The sequence below is a fragment of the Shewanella sediminis HAW-EB3 genome, assembly GCF_000018025.1.
In the GTDB taxonomy this organism is placed as follows: domain Bacteria; phylum Pseudomonadota; class Gammaproteobacteria; order Enterobacterales; family Shewanellaceae; genus Shewanella; species Shewanella sediminis.
Genome location: NC_009831.1, coordinates 3,881,896 through 3,900,753, shown reverse-complemented (window position 1 = coordinate 3,900,753; position 18,858 = coordinate 3,881,896). Strand labels below are relative to the sequence as shown.

12 protein-coding genes are annotated in these 18,858 nt (G+C 45.5%); 8 read left to right on the top strand and 4 right to left on the bottom strand.

Going from position 1 to position 18,858, the window contains the following annotated elements:
* The first annotated feature begins 71 nt into the window (after positions 1-71).
* The 7 genes from trpB (at position 72) to SSED_RS16805 (ending at position 11,602) form a co-directional block, all read left to right on the top strand.
* A complete protein-coding gene (gene trpB, locus SSED_RS16835) occupies positions 72-1,274 on the top strand; it encodes a tryptophan synthase subunit beta (RefSeq protein ID WP_012143550.1) in 1,203 nt (400 codons plus the stop codon).
* A gap of 157 nt (positions 1,275-1,431) precedes the next feature.
* A complete protein-coding gene (locus tag SSED_RS16830; RefSeq protein ID WP_012143549.1) occupies positions 1,432-2,322 on the top strand; it encodes a LysR family transcriptional regulator in 891 nt (296 codons plus the stop codon).
* Between the two features lie 90 nt (positions 2,323-2,412).
* Positions 2,413-3,516, top strand: coding sequence for an efflux RND transporter periplasmic adaptor subunit (locus tag SSED_RS16825; RefSeq protein WP_012143548.1), 1,104 nt, complete (start codon positions 2,413-2,415; stop codon positions 3,514-3,516).
* 8 nt (positions 3,517-3,524) lie between these two features.
* The gene (locus tag SSED_RS16820; protein ID WP_012143547.1) at positions 3,525-6,608 is read left to right on the top strand and encodes an efflux RND transporter permease subunit; all 3,084 of its coding nucleotides are present in this window, start codon (positions 3,525-3,527) and stop codon (positions 6,606-6,608) included.
* Position 6,609: 1 nt separating this feature from the next.
* Positions 6,610-8,094, top strand: coding sequence for an efflux transporter outer membrane subunit (locus SSED_RS16815; protein ID WP_012143546.1), 1,485 nt, complete (start codon positions 6,610-6,612; stop codon positions 8,092-8,094).
* Between the two features lie 302 nt (positions 8,095-8,396).
* Positions 8,397-10,583: an OsmC domain/YcaO domain-containing protein gene (locus tag SSED_RS16810; protein ID WP_012143545.1), complete on the top strand. Its 2,187-nt coding sequence runs from the start codon at positions 8,397-8,399 to the stop codon at positions 10,581-10,583.
* Positions 10,584-10,792: 209 nt separating this feature from the next.
* A complete protein-coding gene (locus tag SSED_RS16805; RefSeq protein ID WP_012143544.1) occupies positions 10,793-11,602 on the top strand; it encodes a RecX family transcriptional regulator in 810 nt (269 codons plus the stop codon).
* A 40-nt stretch (positions 11,603-11,642) separates the two neighbouring features.
* Here the strand turns inward: SSED_RS16805 and SSED_RS16800 are convergent, their stop codons facing one another.
* The 3 genes from SSED_RS16800 to SSED_RS16790 form a co-directional block, all read right to left on the bottom strand.
* Positions 11,643-12,116: a response regulator gene (locus tag SSED_RS16800; RefSeq protein WP_012143543.1), complete on the bottom strand. Its 474-nt coding sequence runs from the start codon at positions 12,114-12,116 to the stop codon at positions 11,643-11,645.
* Positions 12,103-13,458, bottom strand: coding sequence for an ATP-binding protein (locus SSED_RS16795; protein WP_012143542.1), 1,356 nt, complete (start codon positions 13,456-13,458; stop codon positions 12,103-12,105). Before SSED_RS16795 ends, SSED_RS16800 begins: the two co-directional genes overlap by 14 nt.
* Positions 13,459-13,636: 178 nt before the next feature.
* Positions 13,637-15,061 carry an SLC13 family permease gene (locus tag SSED_RS16790; protein ID WP_012143541.1) on the bottom strand — a complete coding sequence of 475 codons (1,425 nt, stop codon included), beginning with the start codon at positions 15,059-15,061 and terminating at the stop codon, positions 13,637-13,639.
* Between the two features lie 445 nt (positions 15,062-15,506).
* Here SSED_RS16790 and SSED_RS16785 point away from each other — a divergent pair, with 445 nt between their 5' ends.
* Entirely contained in the window at positions 15,507-16,772 is a 1,266-nt protein-coding gene (locus SSED_RS16785) for a tetratricopeptide repeat protein (RefSeq protein ID WP_012143540.1), read from the top strand.
* Between the two features lie 323 nt (positions 16,773-17,095).
* Here the strand turns inward: SSED_RS16785 and pfaD are convergent, their stop codons facing one another.
* A complete protein-coding gene (gene pfaD, locus SSED_RS16780; protein WP_012143539.1) occupies positions 17,096-18,721 on the bottom strand; it encodes an eicosapentaenoate synthase subunit PfaD in 1,626 nt (541 codons plus the stop codon).
* Positions 18,722-18,858: the final 137 nt, after the last annotated feature.

Below are 18,858 nucleotides of genomic sequence, written 5' to 3'. Positions count from 1 at the left end.
GATCGGGTGTATCAAAAACGAACCCAATTAATGTCAAAGTAGCAATAAATACAGAAGTATAGAGAGGTCCTATGAGCAAGTTCGAATTCGCCCCCATGCCCGACAATCAAGGTTTTTTTGGTGAGTATGGCGGGCAGATTATTCCGCCTGAGCTAAAGAGTGCGATGGATGCGATTAATCAAGCCTACGAAGAGATTCGACAGACTCAAGGCTTCCAGGATGAGCTGATGCAGCTGTTCCAGGACTATGTGGGTCGCCCAAGCCCCATCTATCATGCCAAACGCTTAAGCGACAAACTCGGCGGCGCGCAGATCTATCTCAAGCGTGAAGACCTTAACCACACCGGGGCTCATAAGATCAATCACTGCCTGGGTGAGGCGTTACTCGCCAAGTACATGAACAAGAAGAAGGTGATTGCCGAAACTGGTGCCGGCCAACATGGTGTCGCACTTGCTACTGCCTGCGCCTTGGTGGGGATCCCTTGTGAAATTCATATGGGTCAGGTCGACATAGAGAAAGAGCATCCTAACGTTACCAAAATGAAAATCTTAGGCTGTAAGCTGGTGCCTGTCACCCAAGGTACTGCCACCTTAAAGGACGCTGTCGACAGCGCCTTTGTGGAATACCTGAAGAATCCGAAAGACTATCTTTATGCTATCGGCTCTGTCGTTGGGCCTCATCCTTTCCCTAAGATGGTGCGTGATTTTCAAAGCATTATCGGTCGTGAGGCCAGAGAGCAGTTTCAACAGAAATTTAATAAACTTCCCGATATCATCACTGCCTGTGTGGGGGGCGGCTCGAACGCCATCGGCCTATTCACTGCATTTCTGGATGATAGCGAGGTGAAAATTGTCGGCGTCGAACCTGCCGGTAAAGGGCTGGATACCACGGAGCACTCGGCTACCCTCACTTTGGGCACGCCGGGCGCCATTCATGGCTTTAAATGCTATCTGCTGCAAGATGAAGCGGGTGAGCCACTACCGGTTCACTCCATCGCCTCAGGCTTAGATTACCCGGGAGTAGGTCCCCAGCACTGTTACCTCAAAGATATTGAGCGTGCAGAATATGATTCGGTCACAGATGAAGAGTGCTTAGACGCCTTTATGACACTGTCGCGGGTCGAGGGGATTATTCCGGCTCTGGAGAGTGCCCACGCCGTGGCTTGGGCGATGCGCGAAGCCGCCAAGCTACCGAAAGAGTTGCAAATTTTAGTCAACCTGTCTGGCCGGGGTGATAAAGACGCCGACTATGTAGCCGACAAGCTTGGTCTTTAACACTTTGATGCTGAGTTAAAAAGCTATAGAGTCATACATTAAGCTTAGCCGTTTGCCCGGCTAAGCTTTTTTCGTTAATGCATCGGCGCAAGATAAATGTGATTGTGTTGTGGGCTTGATGAAATGGTTAATGATGGCGATTTTAAGGTTACTAAATATGCGAATAGAAGATCTGAAACTTTTTACTATTGTCGTGAAACTTGGCAGTTTTACCGCTGCGGCCACGGCTTTAGATCTGCCTAGGGCTAACGTCAGTCGACGGATTGGCGAGCTTGAAAAGTCCCTTAATGCACAGCTGTTTTTCAGAACGACCCGCCAGCTGAGATTAACCCAGCACGGCGAAGCCTATTATCATGAGCTGTTGACTGTGCTTGAGGGGTTTGAGCAAGCCAAAAACAAATTACATGATATCGATGATAAGCCTGTGGGCAAGGTTAAGGTGGGCTTTCTACCTGAGAGCGATGAGGCACTGCAGCCTATATTGGCCCGTTTTCAGGAACAATATCCTGACATTGAACTCGATTTACGCTTTACCAATAACTATGTCACCGATATTTACAGTCAGGGGTTAGATTTTGCTATTCACGGGGGCCGAATTCTGGATTCGGGTTTTATCGCCAGACGATTATTAAGTCTTGGGCGTTGCATGTATGCCAGCCCTGAATATATTGAAAAAAACGGCATGCCGAAAACACTAGATGAACTGAGAGAACATCAGTGTATTTGCTATCGCTGGCCGGACGGAACCCTTGATGATTGTTGGGATCTGCTCACCGAAACGATAAAAGTATCAGGCCGATTCAGTAGTAACCATATGGGATTTGTCCGGCGCGCTATCATAGGCGGGCAGGGCATTGGTTTTTTGCCTCCGCTGTTTGCATTTAATGCGATCGAATCGGAAGGGCTTGTGCGCATTCTGCCGCAATACCAGTCTAAGACCGAAGATGTGTGGCTCATCTATCCGGATAGGAGAGGGATAAGTCTCCCGACACGACTATTGATTGATTTTTTAGTAAAAGAAGTCCCTAAGCTCGCTACTTTGTCATGAAAATCATGACAGTGTTGTGCAATACACACTGATTATCTTGATTAGTTAAACATTTACACTCTGCCGCATTAGATATGTAGGGAGAGAGTAATGACAATTTCACGAACACTAGCCGGTTTTGGGCTGGCACCATTAACCTTATTGATATTAACCGGCTGCGGCCAAGCTCCGGCACAACCAAATAGCGTTATCACAAAAGCCGAGCGTCCAATACAAGTGATGACGCTAAGCGACCTGCAACAGGCCAACATCAAGCTCTTCTCCGGTGTCCTCGAAGCGACACAAACCGCTAAGTTGTCATTTAAAGTGCCGGGAACAATTGAAGCCATGCTAGTTAAAAGTGGCGATAAGGTCACCCAAGGACAAGTACTGGCAAGACTCGATCCCCATGACTATCAAGTATTAGTGCTGGAGTTGGAAGCGCGTCTGGCAGAAGCGAGTGCTTCACATGAGTTGGCCGCGGCAGAGCTCAAACGTGTTAAGCAAGCCATCGCAGATAACGCCATCTCAGCAGTCAATCTGGACCGGTCAGAAAGTGGTTATAAACGCAGCTTAGCCATGGTCAAGGTGATGAGACAAAATCTGCAAAAAGCGCAAGATGCCTTATCTTATACCGAGCTCAAAGCGCCTTTTAGTGGGGTTATTGGCTCGCAATCTCAAGAAGCCTTCGAACAAACCTCGCCAGGGATCTCGCTTTTCTCTCTCCATCAGCCGAATAAGTTAAAAGCGGTCGTCGATATACCTGAGAACTTAATCAGTAAACTATTTTTTAATCAAGAGGCTACAGTGAGTTGGTATGGTGGTTTAAAACCTGTGTCGGCCGTATTAACTGAAATGAACACCCTTGCCGACCCCATCAAACAGACCTATTCCGTGCAGTTCCTCTTAGCGCAAAGCTCACAACAGATGACACCTGGTAAGGCGATAAACGTATCGGTGAACCTTGGCGGCGGACAAGGCAGTTACTGCTTGCCCTATGCGGCCTTGGCGGGGGAAGGGGCGGCTCAAAGTGTTTATCTGGTGAAAGACCAAATGATAATCGAGAAGCCGGTCCAGGTTGACGCAATGGAGAAGAACTCTGTCTGTGTCAGTGGCGATTTAACCACTGGGGATACTGTCGTTACTGCGGGCGTGCACTTTCTTAAACCACAGCAACATATTGTGGCCACATCTGTTAATGCGTTTAGCTACTAGGAGTCGTGATGAATTTAGCCGAATTTGCCATTAAGCAGCGTATATTTGTGCTGTTCTTCAGTGTGCTTTGCGTGATTGTCGGATTGGTTTCCTACTTTGAGCTAGGTAAGCTTGAGGACCCCTCATTTACCGTAAAAAGTGCCGTGGTTGTAACGCTTTACCCTGGGGCTTCGGCTCAAGAGGTTGAGCATCAAGTTACCGACAAAATTGAGACTAAACTGCAAGAGATGGAGTCAATGTGGAAATTGCGATCCCTGTCTCGCCCAGGGAGCTCGATGATTTTTGTGGATCTGAAAGAGACGACCAACTCAAAAGATCTGCCTCAAGAGTGGGATCTACTCAGACGTAAAATCAGCGATGTGAAATTAACCTTACCGGCAACTGCCCAGATAAGTATCGTCCAGGATGAGTTTTCAGAAGTCTACGGCATGCTGTTTAGTGTGTATGGCCAAAACGCTGAACCCGAACAGCTACGCCAATATGCTAAAGAGCTGCAACGCCGCTTGAAAACCATAGAGGGTATTAAAAAGATTGAACTGCATGGGGTGCAGCAGCAGGCTGTATATGTAGACTTACCCGATGAACGGTTAGCGCAATACGGGATCTCTTCTGCACAAGTTATCAATCAACTCGCGACCCAAAACCTGACCTATGACAGTGGTAGTTTTGCTGCCGATAATGAGCGGATCCGTATCGATCAGAGTAGCGGGTTTAAATCACTGCAAGATATTAAAGATTTGATTATCAAAGGTGGAGTGGGTGAGTACAGTACCGGATTGATCCGTTTAGACGATATTGCAGAGATCAGTTTAGATTACCAAACACCGGCTACAACCTTGAGTCGTTATAATGGCATGCAGGCGATTACACTGGCGGTTAGCCCTGTTGCAGGTATCAATGTCGTCAGCTTAGGTGAGCAATTAAATCAAATTATCGGTGACTATCAACAAACACTGCCGTTAGGTATTGAGATAGGTAAAATAGCTTTTCAGCCAGATGAAGTGGACAAATCGATTGAAGAATTTGTCATTAACTTGCTTGAAAGTGTGTTGATTGTATTCGCGGTGCTGTTGATTTTTATGGGGTTCAAAAGTGCAACCATAGTCGGTGGTGGCCTTCTGTTTACGATTCTATTAACCCTGATCTATATGAACATTGCCGGGGTTGATCTGCAACGTGTCTCTTTAGGCAGCTTTATTCTTGCGCTGGGCATGCTGGTTGATAACGCCATCGTGATCACCGACCTGTTTGTAGTAAAGCTTAATAAAGGCATGGAGCGCACCAAAGCCGCGATTGATTCGGTAAAAGAAACATCTAAACCGCTATTGGCAGCCACTGTGATTGCGATTATGGGCTCGAGTCCGGTGCTGTTTTCTAAAACGGATTCCGGCGAATTTGCTATCTCAGTCTTCTTAATTATCTGCTCCTCACTGCTGTTCTCCTGGTTAGTCGCTGTCACGTTAACGCCGCTACTGTGTTGGCTGTGGATCAAGCCGGATGCGAAGAAGAACGCTGTCGAGACTAAAACGAGTCGATATCAACTGGCGGTAAATTGGACCGTTTTGAATCCGCTTAAAGCCATCTCAATGGTGATCCCATTGTTACTGGTAACAGCAATAGCTGTGCCTTATGTTGCTGTGAACTTTATACCTAGCTCAGACAGACCTATGGTGTTTCTCGACTACTGGTTACCCAATGGTGCCCAAATAGAGCAAACATCCTCTGATATGAAGAAAGTTGAACAATGGTTGATAGAACAACCCGAAGTGAGCAGTATTGCCAGTTATGTGGGGGCCAGTGCGCCGCGCTTTTCGGTCACGGTAGAGCCTGAGCCTTATGACACGAGTTATGGCCAAATTTTAGTTAATGTCGATGACTATGAAGGGATTGAATCGCTAACTAAACGTGGAGATATTTGGCTAGCGGATAATTTTCCCAATGCAGAGCCTCGTTTTAGAGCATTGAAGCTCGCTACCAAAGATAAGTTCAGCGTCGAGGCACGCTTTAGCGGCCCGGATCCCAAAGTATTGCATCGGCTGTCAGAGCAAGCGCAGTCGATAATGCGGTCTAATAGTCATTCCAAATACGTACGTGATGATTGGCGTCAACACAGTAAAGTGATAGCACCTGTGATCAACCAAGAGCAGGCTCGCCGCGCGGGACTTAATCGCACGGATATCTCCTTAGCGATTAAACGAGCCACTGAGGGGGTGCCATTGGGCACGCTGAATCAGGGAGATCAACTCATCCCGATTAGCTTTCGCAGTGCTAATGCTAACTTAAGCAATTTAGAAACCTTACCCGTACGTTCCCTGCTGGGGATCCACAGCGTACCCTTGGGCCAAGTTGTCGATAGTTTTGAGCTTAAATCGGAAGAGAGCCTAATCTGGCGTCGTAACCGCGTACCGACTATCACCGCCCAAGCGGATGTCTTCGATGCCACGCCTGCTGAGGTTCGTAACCAGATAAAAGCGCAAATTGAAGCCATTCAGTTACCTGCGGGCTATGCGTTTGAATGGGGCGGTGAGTATTACGATGAAAACCGCGCGATTACCGATACCTTAAGTCAGTTGCCGAAAGCGCTCTTGATGATGGTGGTGATCATGGTGGCAATGTTTAACGGCTTTAAGCAACCGGCGATTATCTTGATCACTCTTCCGTTAGCGGCGATAGGCGTGACCTGGACCTTGCTGTTGCTCGACAAACCCTTCGGTTTTATGGCGTTGATTGGAGCCATCACACTATCGGGGATGATCATTAAAAATGGCATAGTGCTGATGGATCAGATCGAGTTAGAACGGGCTAATAACAGACCATTACGTGACGCGGTACAGGCGGCGACAATCAATCGTACCATGGCCATTTCGATGGGGGCGCTCACAACCGCACTGGGGATGATCCCGTTACTTAGCGACCGCCTATTCGATCAGATGGCGGCAACCATTATTGGTGGGCTTGCTGCGGCTACGCTTTTGTCATTGTTTATCATGCCGGCATTCTACTGCTTGTTTTATCGCGGCTCGGATAAAACTAAAACAGACGCTATACCAGATGATTCAACGATAATCGCAGCTATACCGGAGCAAAAATAAAATGAATTTTTACCAAGTCGCCCCTGTTGTAGTGGCAATGATATTGGCTGGTTGTTCGGTCGGCCCGGATTATCAAAAGCCAGAAACAAATTTAGACAGTAACTTATATCAAGCGTATCTATATCAAAATACACCAGGGACTGAAGTCGGGGATACACAGTCAATAAAACATGCGTGGTGGACACAGTTTAATGATCCAATATTGAATCAATTGGTCATAGATGCACAAAACCAATCCATACCGCTTAAAATTGCCGCGCAGCGCATTCGTATGGCGCAGTCGTATCAAAGCGCCATAGAGTCATTTAAGGTGCCGACGGTAAATATAGGTGCGGGATTTGGCAACTATCAATTAAGTAAAAATGACCCATTAATAGGATCTGCTATAACGGCGATTAACCCAATCAGTGGCGAAGAACTTGGACTGGTAGATGATAACAATAGCGCTTTTTTTGCAGGTGCGACCATAGCTTGGGAAGTCGACCTCTTTGGTCGAATCGACAGACAGGTCAATGCTGCCGCTATTCGAAAGGAGCAGCTGGTTATCATGCGCGAGGGGTTAACCACGCTGATCACCTCTGATGTTATCCATAACTATCTGCAAATGCGCGGGGCACAGGAGCGTAAGCAAATAGCACTGCAGACGGCTGAAGATCAACGGCGTACTCTTGAATTGGTCAGACTCATGGTTAAGAGCGGGTTCGGTTCGGACCTTGATGAGGCCCGCGCCAAAGCAATGCTTGCAGCCACTCAGTCTATGGTGCCACAACTGGAGATTGCGGAGAATGCACATAAGCAGCGCTTAGCCATTTTATTGGGGGAAACACCCCTGCAAAGTCATCGGCGCTTTACTCAGGTTATGCCACTGCCAAGTTTTGATGGGGTGATCCCAACGGGTCTACCTTCAGAGCTGCTCAATCGCAGGCCAGATATTCGCATAGCCGAACGTGAAATGGCTGCCGTTAGTGAAGAGCGAGCGGCTGCGATCGCTGCACAGTATCCAAAAGTATTCTTAACCGGTGCACCGGGTGTGCTCGCTAAGGATTTTGACGATTTATTTAGCAGTGATTCTATCGCTTGGGCTGCGAGTGCCGGCATTAGTTGGAATGTATTCGATGGTGGTCGCGGTGATGCCATGGTAGATATGCAGCAAGCGCGTTTTGATGCCAGCGTTTTGGGTTATAAGCAGTCGGTGAACGCAGCCTTTGGCGAGGTGGAAACCTTGCTGCAAGGTTATGGCCATAGCCAGCAATATGTGCAATTAGTGAGTGAAGCAGAGGCTGCGACAAACTGCGCTGTAGATAAAGCCAAATCACTTTACAGGGCGGGTCTAAGCGATTACTTGTCTATTTTAGATGCACAACGGCAGCAAAATATGATGAAAGACCGGGTTGTCGCAGCCAAGCTGCAAACGGCGCATATGACGATTGGATTGCATAAAGCGCTTGGTGGAAACTGGCAAGTCGGTAGCGATTCATCAACATAGGCCGTTCTTAGTCAATCTGTCTGGGTCGGGTGATAAAGACGCAGAAGCTAAAGGGATGAAGTGTTCACTTCGTCCCTTTCTGTTTTCTACACAGCGAAAGATGTTCGCTATATGGTAGGTAGTACCATATTGCCAACGCAAAATTTAACAGAAGTAGATGAGCCCCAATAGTTAACGCGCTAAAGGCCCTTAATTAACCATTTACGTAATTAACCCAAGACTATTGCCTAAAAAACACCGATAATCCCCCCATTAGTAGGCAGGCCCGCCGATTTACAGCGCACGACTCTGGACAATATTCAATGGAAATCAAAGTTAATTTTCTCGACAATCTTAGACTGGAAGCGAAGTTTGACGATTTTACCGTCACCGCCGATCAGCCTATTCGTTACAAAGGCGATGGCTCAGCACCCAGCCCTTTTGATTATTTCTTAGCGTCATCAGCACTTTGTGCGGCCTACTTTATCAAGGTGTACTGTAAGGCGCGTGATATTCCAACGGAAAACATCAGACTGTCACAAAACAACATTGTTGACCCGGAAGATCGTTATAACCAGATTTTCCAAATTCAGGTAGAACTGCCTGATGATATTTCAGAGAAAGATAGAGTCGGTATTTTACGTTCGATAGAGCGTTGTACCGTTAAAAAGGTGGTACAGACAGGCCCTGAATTTAAGATTGAAACGGTTGAAAACCTCGAATCAGATGCCAATGCGATGTTGATGGGGCAACCCGATGGCGATGTCAGTACCTACATCTTGGGTAAAGATCTGCCGCTTGAGCAAACCATCTCTAACATGACGGGCATGTTAGCCGATCTGGGAATGAAGATAGAGATATCTTCGTGGCGCAACATTGTCCCTAATGTGTGGTCGTTACATATTCGCGATGCGGCATCACCTTCGTGTTTTACTAATGGTAAAGGTGCCACTAAAGAAAGTGCGCTTTGCTCGGCACTCGGTGAGTTTATCGAACGCTTAAACTGCAACTTTTTCTATAACGATCAATTTTTCGGTGAAGAGATTGCCAACAGTGAATTTGTTCATTACCCCAATGAAAAGTGGTTTGAGCTAGAAGACGACGATGCATTGCCGGCGGGGATCTTAGATGAGCATTGTTTAGACATTTACAACCCAGATGGTGAACTGGCGGGTTCTAATCTTATCGATACCAACTCAGGCATGGTCGAACGTGGCATCTGTACCATTCCCTATGTTCGCCATAGCGATGGTGAAACGGTACATTTTCCGTCTAACTTAATCGAAAACCTGTTCCTGAGTAACGGCATGAGTGCGGGTAACAACCTGCAAGAAGCCAAGGTGCAGTGTTTATCAGAAATTTTTGAGCGCGCCGTTAAAAGACAAATTATTGAACAAGAAATTGTCTTGCCTGATGTACCGATGCAAGTGTTAGAGAAGTACCCGAGTATCCTGGCCGGTATTCAAGGCCTGGAAGCACAGGGTTTCCCAGTTGTCGTTAAAGACGCCTCGCTTGGTGGTCAATTCCCGGTTATGTGTGTCACGCTGATGAACCCAAGAACGGGTGGGGTATTTGCCTCTTTTGGTGCGCACCCAAGCTTTGAAGTGGCGTTAGAGCGAAGCTTGACTGAGCTATTGCAGGGTCGCAGCTTTGAAGGCTTAAACGACGTGCCTAAACCTACTTTCGACAGCATGACGGTGACTGAGCCTGAAAACTTTGTCGAGCACTTTATCGATTCTACCGGTGTTATCTCTTGGCGCTTCTTCAGTAGCAATCATGACTATGATTTTTGCGAATGGGATTTCTCCGGCACTAACGCAGAAGAGTCTGAAAGCTTATTTGGCATATTAGCCGATATTGGCAAAGAGGCTTATATTGCCGAATTTGATCAGCTCGGTGCCTCGGTGTGCCGTATTTTGGTACCTGATTACTCTGAAGTGTATCCGGTTGAAGATCTGATTTGGGATAACACCAATAAATCGCTCGATTATCGTGAAGATATCTTAAATCTTCATTCACTCAATGATGATGAGTTAGCTGGTTTGGTCGAGCGTCTAGAAGAGAGTCAATTAGATAACCAAACTGACATTCCAACATTGATTGGTATTGTATTTGATGAAAATACCCCATGGGGTCAGTTGACGATTATTGAGCTTAAGATACTTATCTATCTTGCATCGGGCGAGCTTGAAAATGCCATTGAGCTTGTGGGTGAGTTCCTGCAGTACAATGACAATACAGTTGAACGTGGTTTGTTCTATCAGGCAGTCAATGCGGTGTTAGAAGTCACCTTAGATGAAGAGTTAGAACTTGAGCACTTTATTCATAATTTCGAAAGAATGTTTGGTAAAGAGACCATGGATAACGTGGTTGGCTCAGTGACCGGTGAGGTGAAGTTCTTCGGGCTGACTCAAACCAGCATGAAGCTTGAGGGCATAGAGCCACACCTGAGACTTATTGAAAGTTACAAGAAATTGCATCAAGCTCGTAAAGCCAAAGCGGTGAGTTAATCTCAGCAATTTGCATTCAATTTGTATTCAAGTTGTATTAGTTTGATACAGATAACAAGCCCGTCAATTGATGGGCTTTTTATTACCTCCATTTTATAGGAGGGTTACAAGCACAACTGTCCTGACACAGAGGAGTCTGGCGCGTACTCAACAACGCGGGGATCTGCTACACTGGTTTTGATTATTTTTTAACTTAAGATCAATTTGTTATGCAGCGCCCACCACTACGTCAAGCCAAAACTATCGATAACGTTTTTAATAGTGCCTATTGGCACCTTGGCCAGCAAGATTTTACCATTAATGAAATTCGCACCAAGCTTGAGCGTAAAACCGAAAACCAAGAATGGATTGATATCGTACTCGCCAAACTAATAGAGAACGGTTATTTAAAAAATAACTATGACTTTGCTATACGCTATTGCGAGTTGGCTTTTAGTAATGAACTCGGTACTGGCGCGATAAGACGTAAGTTACAACTGCGCGGCGTACCCGTTACAGAGATTGATACCGCTATAGAGCAAGTGATGGATGAGCAAAAAGTCGATGCCTTTGAGATGGCCACATCCAGGCTGCTAAGCAAATATGATAACTTTTATGGCACCAACAGAGAAAAAGTCTATGCCCAGATGGCCACAAAAGGGTTTTCCCGAGTAGAAATCGACCACGCATTATCACAGCATCCAGAACGTGAAACATTGCGCAGTAAATTAGCCGTAAAAGCAGACAAAGCCGACTTAACAACTGAAATAATCAAACTATTTAATAAAGGCAAAGGCGAAACCCTCATCCTGCAGGAATTAAAGCAGCGACTGATTGATGTGAGCGATTTCGAAGATACCTTGTATCAATTAATGCTAACAGGCGATATCGATTTTTATCAAAGCTGTAAAAATGAGCTGGCTAAAAAGCGCTATGACTTATCGGACTATAAAGAAAAGTCGAAAGCGTATGCGTATTTATCCCGTAAAGGGTTCGGCAGTGACGAAATAAAAGAGGCAATGAATCCGGATGATGACTAACTAAAAAAATATCTCAGACCTCTTTATCTATTTCTACTGTTTATCTTAACCGTTGCAATACCACGGTTTGATCGAGAATCGCTTGAAACGGTTCGTATTCAATCCCACTGTCAAAGATATATTCAGTGATTAATGTGGTGGCCATGTTCAGTAACTCTTCTGACTTCCAAGGTTTCTCAAAATAGCTCTCGACTCTGGCTCGATTGATGGCGGCAATGGTGTCCTGATGGGTTGCTTGGCCGGTTAATAAGATCTTTTTAGTCTGATGAAAACGGCGCTCTTGAGAGATCTCGGTGAGAAACTCCACCCCTGTTTTTTCAGGCATGACATGGTCAGAAATAACCAAGGCAATATACTCACCCTCAGCATCAAGATCGTCCATAACCTCCAGCGCTTCAATCGCCGATTCACAATCTTCGATATTGAAAAAAGCGGCTAACGGAGAGAGATCTTGTAGCACAGCACTCAGTACTTCTCGTTGGTCATCAACACAGATTATATTAATTTTTTCCATCAGTTCCCTCGATTTCCTGTGCAGGTACAGGCAGTTTTATCCTGAATATGGTTTTTTCATCATTGCTCATTACCGCAATACTGCCGCCGTAACTGTTTACAATTCGCTGAACGATTGAGAGCCCAAGCCCAAGCCCGAAAGATAACCCACCTTTTTTGGTGGTAAAGTTCGGTTGAAATATTTTTCTTCGCGTTACTTCATCAATCTCAGGGCCATTGTTAGCAACCGTTATCTGTACCATATTGCGTACGTGACGAGTGGATATCTCAATAGCTGGCTCAGAGGTATGACCTAACACATCACTGGCATTTTTAATAATGTTGACCCAGATTTGCACCAGCTCCGTTGAACTGGCTTTCAGTTTAGGCAACACCGCGGGGCTTATTTTTACATGAATGCCACGTAAACTATTGTGTAATAACGCCAGCGCTTTATTGATGCTATCGTTAACATCTAACCACTCTTCCGTATCCGTATCGGTTCGGCCTAATTGTTTCACCGATTTCACTATGCCCACCGAATGCTTAGAAGCCAGTCGCATATCGTGCAGATCCCTACCGATCTCCCAATAGCGCAGAGCTTGTTCAATATCGGTTAACCACGAGCTGTCGATTTCACCATGAGGTACGGCGCGGGCAAGCTTTCGGGCGCTATCACGGTCAATTCGATACTCCTTCATCAGCTCTTTTGCTCTGGCTCTAACCTCTGATGAACTCGCCTTCTGACCATAAAGTAAACCATGTTCGAGAAATTGCCTAGTATCCGGGTGACACTCTTCGATCAGATCAAATACGACTGTCTGTAATCGCTCCGTTTTGCTGTTAATAACACCGACCGCATTATTTAACTCATGAGCAATGCCCGCGGCCAGCTGCCCTAACGTGGTCATCTGCTCGGCGGTATTTAGCTTGTTCTGTACCGTTTCGCGCTCAACCGCTTCCATGCTGGCTCGGCGCTGTCTGCGCGCTAACTCTTTAACGATCACTGGTGTAAATTGAGCCGTTAGCGGGCCATATTTTTCTGGCGATACCACTGGTGTCGAAGTATCAATCCAAGCAAGCTCGCTGTTCTCTTTTGCGATCACAGTCGTTGACGCTTCGAGAGTTTCTGCAAAAAAACTGTGCACGCCAATAAAGGTTCCAGCGGGTGCGGTAAATACCTTGGTCTTTCTGTCTTTGGCTGTGGAAGAAAAAAAACCTTCTAACTCCCCGGACTTTACCCAATAGAGGCGATCGTTATAACCCGCCTGTTTTAAGACCACCTCGCCTGCAGGAATCGTTATTTGACGAAATGGATTCTCGAAATAATCTTCTATGAGTCGTTGTAGCGTCACTTTTTCCATTGTTTTTCTCTAAAGGATATAGCGCTAGGCTACTATCCGTTTCGCTAAGGGCTGACTATTTATAACAGACGCTCAAGGCTGACTATTTAAAACTGATGCTCAGGGCTGTTTATTAAAACTGATGCTCAGGGCTGTTTATTAAAACAGACGCTCAGGGCTGTTTATTTAAAACTGATGCTCAGGGCTGTCCAATAAAGCCCGTGATGTTCAAGATCCACACCATCACAAAGCTCAGTGAGACACCTAATACGCCAAGAATTATCCCAATTTTTGCCATCTGGTTAGTCTGAACGTGGCCTGTTGCATGTGCCAATGCATTCGGTGGCGTACTAATTGGCAACGACATACCGAGCGAAGCGGCGAAGGTAACAACTAAAATCAATGTTATCTCACCTCCGAGCGGCGTTAATGATGTCATCGACGTGCCTAAAGCCGCCATAATTGGCATTAACAGGTTCGCGGTTGCCGTATGTGACATAAAGTTAGCCATAATCAAACATAGCATCGCCGCCCCTAGCAATACCACATATGGTGAGAAGGCATCAAATGGGATACTGTGCACCATCAAGCGTGCCAGTCCTGTTTTATCGAGCGCGAGCCCTAATGCGATACCACCCGAAACCAGCCATAAAACATCCCAAGAGATCTTCTTAAGATCCTCTTTATTGATAATGCCGGTTAAAGAGAAAATAGCCACAGGGATCAAAGCAACGGTGTAAGAGTTCATGCCATGACGAGACCCCATCAACCATAATCCGATGGTCATAATGAAGGTGATGTAAACGGTAATCGCTTTTGGCGTTTTTAAAAATTTCCCTTTTATTTTAAGCTCTATCTTCTCTTGCTTAGCGGGAAAAAGATGGTTAATCAGGAACCAGGAAGCGGTCATCATCACCACCACAAATGGCACACCAAACATCATCCATTCACCAAAGGTAATGAGGTTATCGTCCACTAAATATTTAAGGGCAATAGCATTAGGAGGGGTTCCGATTGGGGTGCCGATACCACCAATATTGGCCGCAACAGGAATGCATAATGCGAACGCAATTTTACCGGGATCTTTCGGACCAAACAGCGCGATTACCGGGGTTAAAATCGACAACATCATCGCTGTGGTAGCGGTGTTGGACATGAACATCGAAAAGATTCCGGTGATCAGCATTAAACCTAGCATCACAAAACGAGGTTCACTGCCAAAGGGCTTTAATAACACCCTGGCCAAGTTGATATCCAAACGATATTTGGTTGCCGCCATCGCTAAGAAGAAACCACCAAGAAACAGCATAATGATTGGACTTGCAAAGGTCGCCATTATCTCGTTGTATTTTAACAGTTCGCCAAAGTTACTTTGATCTGACCCTAAGCGAAAAAGAATGAAGCTTTTATCGGACAACAGCAATAACTCTAATACGATAATCACCACGGATGTAGCATAAATTGGAATCGGCTCCATCACCCAACACAGTGCCGCCAATAGAAATATTGCAATCACTCGTTGTTGTATGATCGTTAAACCATCAAAAGGAAAAAAATGGGTCGGAAGGGATAAAACAATCAGAGGGATAAGAATGGGGATTATGTACTTCAAGTATTGTCGCATAGAGTGCTGCTTCCTTACTAAACAAACCAGGTCTTTTACTATATAAACAAGTTGTTTACATAATAAAAGAATTATCCATTAAACACAGATCTGCTACTTGGCGTCAGATCACCATTTAGACAAACGGCAAGAAAAGTGAAGTCAGAGTCAGACGAATCCCCACTTTTCCCCCACTTTTTTTGTTGGTTTCGTATATAAGTAAAGCGTTGATTACTTGCTATAGACTAGGTATGTTGGTGATTGGTAATGGGGGGCTATGATCTTCTACTCAAGACAAAACACTAATTAAAGGAATAATTTATATCGCATTATAATTTTCCTTGCAAACTAACTGATAAAGACAAATACAGTTGACTGTTTATGCAGAACGATATTTAGTCAACAATTTTCACATCATTATTAGGATGTTAGCCTGTAGAACATGTGCGCTTTAAAGGATAAGAATATGCCAAACAAAATCAAAATTACGATATTGACTTTAATAGCAATTTCTTTCGTCTTTGTTAATGAAAGAGCTTTTGCTTTCGGTGAGCATTTTAAGGAGATTACTAAACCTAACGAAATACGTCACATTAGAGTTACTGAAGATATATCTCTCGATATTTACTTGCCTCCTGGCTCTAATAGATCTGAGTTGCTTCCCACGCTATATGTAATGGATAGTCAGCATTACATGTACAATGCAATTGGCTATCAACAATCCCTTCGCTTTGGTGTCAATATTAGCCCAAAATATATTGTCGTTGGAATCAATACAGAAAAGTTAGAAGCTAGTCGCGGTGCATTATTAGGTGGCGATGCAGACAACATGATTGCGCTGATGGAAAACTCTATTGTTCCATATATTGAGGAAAACTACCCAAGCAATAAACGAAGAATGTATTTTGGTTGGCAGTTTGGAGCTATGTTCGGGATAAAATTGTTCAATGCGAACCCTAGACTTATTGAAGGGTATTTTCTGGCTAGTGGCCAGAACTACAGTAAAGAGCAACAGGGAAAGCTAGAGGATAATTTAAAGAAAAATAGTGGGTTGGGGAGTTATTTCTACCTTTCTCTTGGGGAGATGGAGCACCATACACTTGATGGCCATAAAGCAATTACTTCCCTCTTTGAAAAATACAAGGCAGCGGAAATAAATTGGAAATTTAGCTACTTTGATCGATTTTCTAGCAGATATGACCATCACACAACGCCATTGGAAAGTTTAACTCATGGCTTGGAATGGTATTTTTCAGATTATCCGGACTTAACTTTCCACTCTATTGATGACATTACAAACTTTGGTGGTGTGGCCGCTATAAAAGCCTACTACCAAAATCGTGCAAAGCGGTATCAGGTAAGCTCAGACGTAAGTGAACAATCGAAATTTAGTATGTTTCGCCACGCAGCACAAGTTAATGACTACAAACTTTTTATGAGTTTTGAGCAAGAATTGGGGATATATGAGATCACAGGCTGGTATCGATTCTTTGCTCAGTTCTTTTTAAAAAATAACGAAATTAAACGCGCAAAGGATACTTATAAAAAAGGCTTGTTGGAATATCCAGAAAAACATAGCTACTGGGCTGATCTTGCATCGATCTACGAGAATCAACAGGATTATCATAAAGCAATTGATTGTTATCAAAACGCTTTAAAATACACGCAAAAATCCGATCTTGTCTTTACCAAATATAAACAAAATGTTATTAGGTTAAACGATGTATTGTAAACTAGTGACTCAGTAGAGTCAGCGGACTCTGTAGTTGATTACTATTCAGTAAGCTAAATAAATTTCACCGAAGCCCAGTGAACCCAGCAAGAGATACTTGAAAACTTGCTATCTGGCAAGTTGAAGCGTTTTGGTGTGAAATTGAAGATACTTCAATAAAAAAGCCACCAGCACTAAATGCTCGATGGCTTTCGCTTTTTCTATTTCTTAAACTTAAAACTTACAGCTTCTCTTTTCCTAAAAGCCGCTCAAGGCTGACTTTCTTCAAAAGCCGCTCAGGGCTGACGCTTTTCCTCGCAACTCGCAACTGCTTTCAACTGCTCCTAAGCCATTCTCTGCGTCGGCTTCCAGCGCAGTAGCTCAGATGGTAACTTAACCCCTTGAGCGGTCAGCGAGTTCACGCGGTTGAGGTAAGCGGCGCCATACATCAGGTGCTTGGCTACATCGACAGCGTTACGGTCTTGGTAGTTATCTAGGTAACTGCCCTTGGCCCACTGGTTAAATGCGCCCAGTGCCGGGCCTGCCCAGATCTGGTAATCCATCTCACGACCAGCTTCACCTGAGTTAGACCAGCGGCTTGAAAGCCCTAAGTACCAGCGGAAGATCAGTGCCATCTTACGCTTAGGGTTGCCTTCAGCGCGTTCGATTTGCTTAGGGTCGCGCTCGTTAAAGTGCGCTACAGTGCCTGCCCAGATCTCATCTAAGGTTGAACGGAACACTTGCTTCTCAAGCTTCTCACGCTCAGCAGTTGGGATCGCTTCGATAGAGTCATAACGTGTGTACAGCTCATAAAGCTTGTTAGCACGCATTGGGAACAGAGTGCCGCGCTTAACTACCTGCAACTTAACGCCCATCTCGAACATATCCGCCGCAGGAGCCATCGTCACATCAGCCATCTCGGTGGTGGCAAGTAGCTTACGGGTATGCTCACTGGCACCTGCTTCAACACAGGCTTGGTTGACTGAGCCTGTGACAATATAGGCTGCGCCCATATTGAAAGTGGCAAGGGCCGCATCGGGAGTACCAACGCCGCCACCACAACCGACACGAATCGGTGTTGGGTAGTTGAACTTAGCCTGGATCTCCTCTTTAAGTGCGAGGATTGTTGGCAGCAAAGTAACCAGAGGACGATTATCAGTATGACCGCCTGAATCCGCTTCTGCTGTGATGTCATCCGCCATAGGAACAAGCTGTGCCAGCTCCATCTGCTCAGGCGTGATTGAGCCATCATCCACAAGCTTTTGCAGCATCTTAGCAGGTGCTGGCATCATGAACTTTTCGGCCACTTCGGTGCGGCTCACTTTTGCGATAACCTTGTTACCGACTACCACATTACCCTGTGCATCACGGCTCAAGCCTGCTGCGCGGTAGTAGACAATCTGTGGTGTCAGACCCAGGAATGCCGAAGCCTCAACGGTGCGAACCTTATGCTTAATAAATAGCTCTACGCTGCCACGCTCTAGTGCTGGCTCACTTGGGCTATGGATAAGGTTAAACATGTAGGGGCCATTTGGCAGTGCTGCCTGAATGCGGTTAATCGCTGCTTCTACGCGGCTTGGGATAAGACCCGCTGCGCCAAATGAGCATAAAATGCCTGCTTGACCAAGGGCGATAACCAGCTCTTCAGATGAGATACCGTTAGCCATCGCACCAGCATAATAGGCGTATTTTACCCCGTGCACACGGCGGAAGTTGCTGTCACCTAAGCTCTCAGTGCCAAGGGCTGGAGCAAAAGCACTGACTGGCTGATCGCCATTGGCACTCGATTCAGTAACCACTTGCGCTTCATGGGCGATACCCACACCTTTCTCGCTGTGGTTAACCACATAACAGCTGCGGCTAAAGTCTTTAAGTTGCTGCTCCATAGTGCCAACATCGAAGCTGATATCGCTGCTCTTCACAGCCCACGGCCAAGGCGCTAGGTTTTCATTTGTTGTCGTAGGATTCATTGTTGACCCTTAAGTTATCTGTTTTTAAGCTTTTAGCTTTTTATTAAATCAAATGTTGTTCGTTGCATGAATTGAGTTAGGACGCAGATACTTTTGCTCAATTTCCCGAAAAAAGCGCGCAGCCTATGACTATAGGT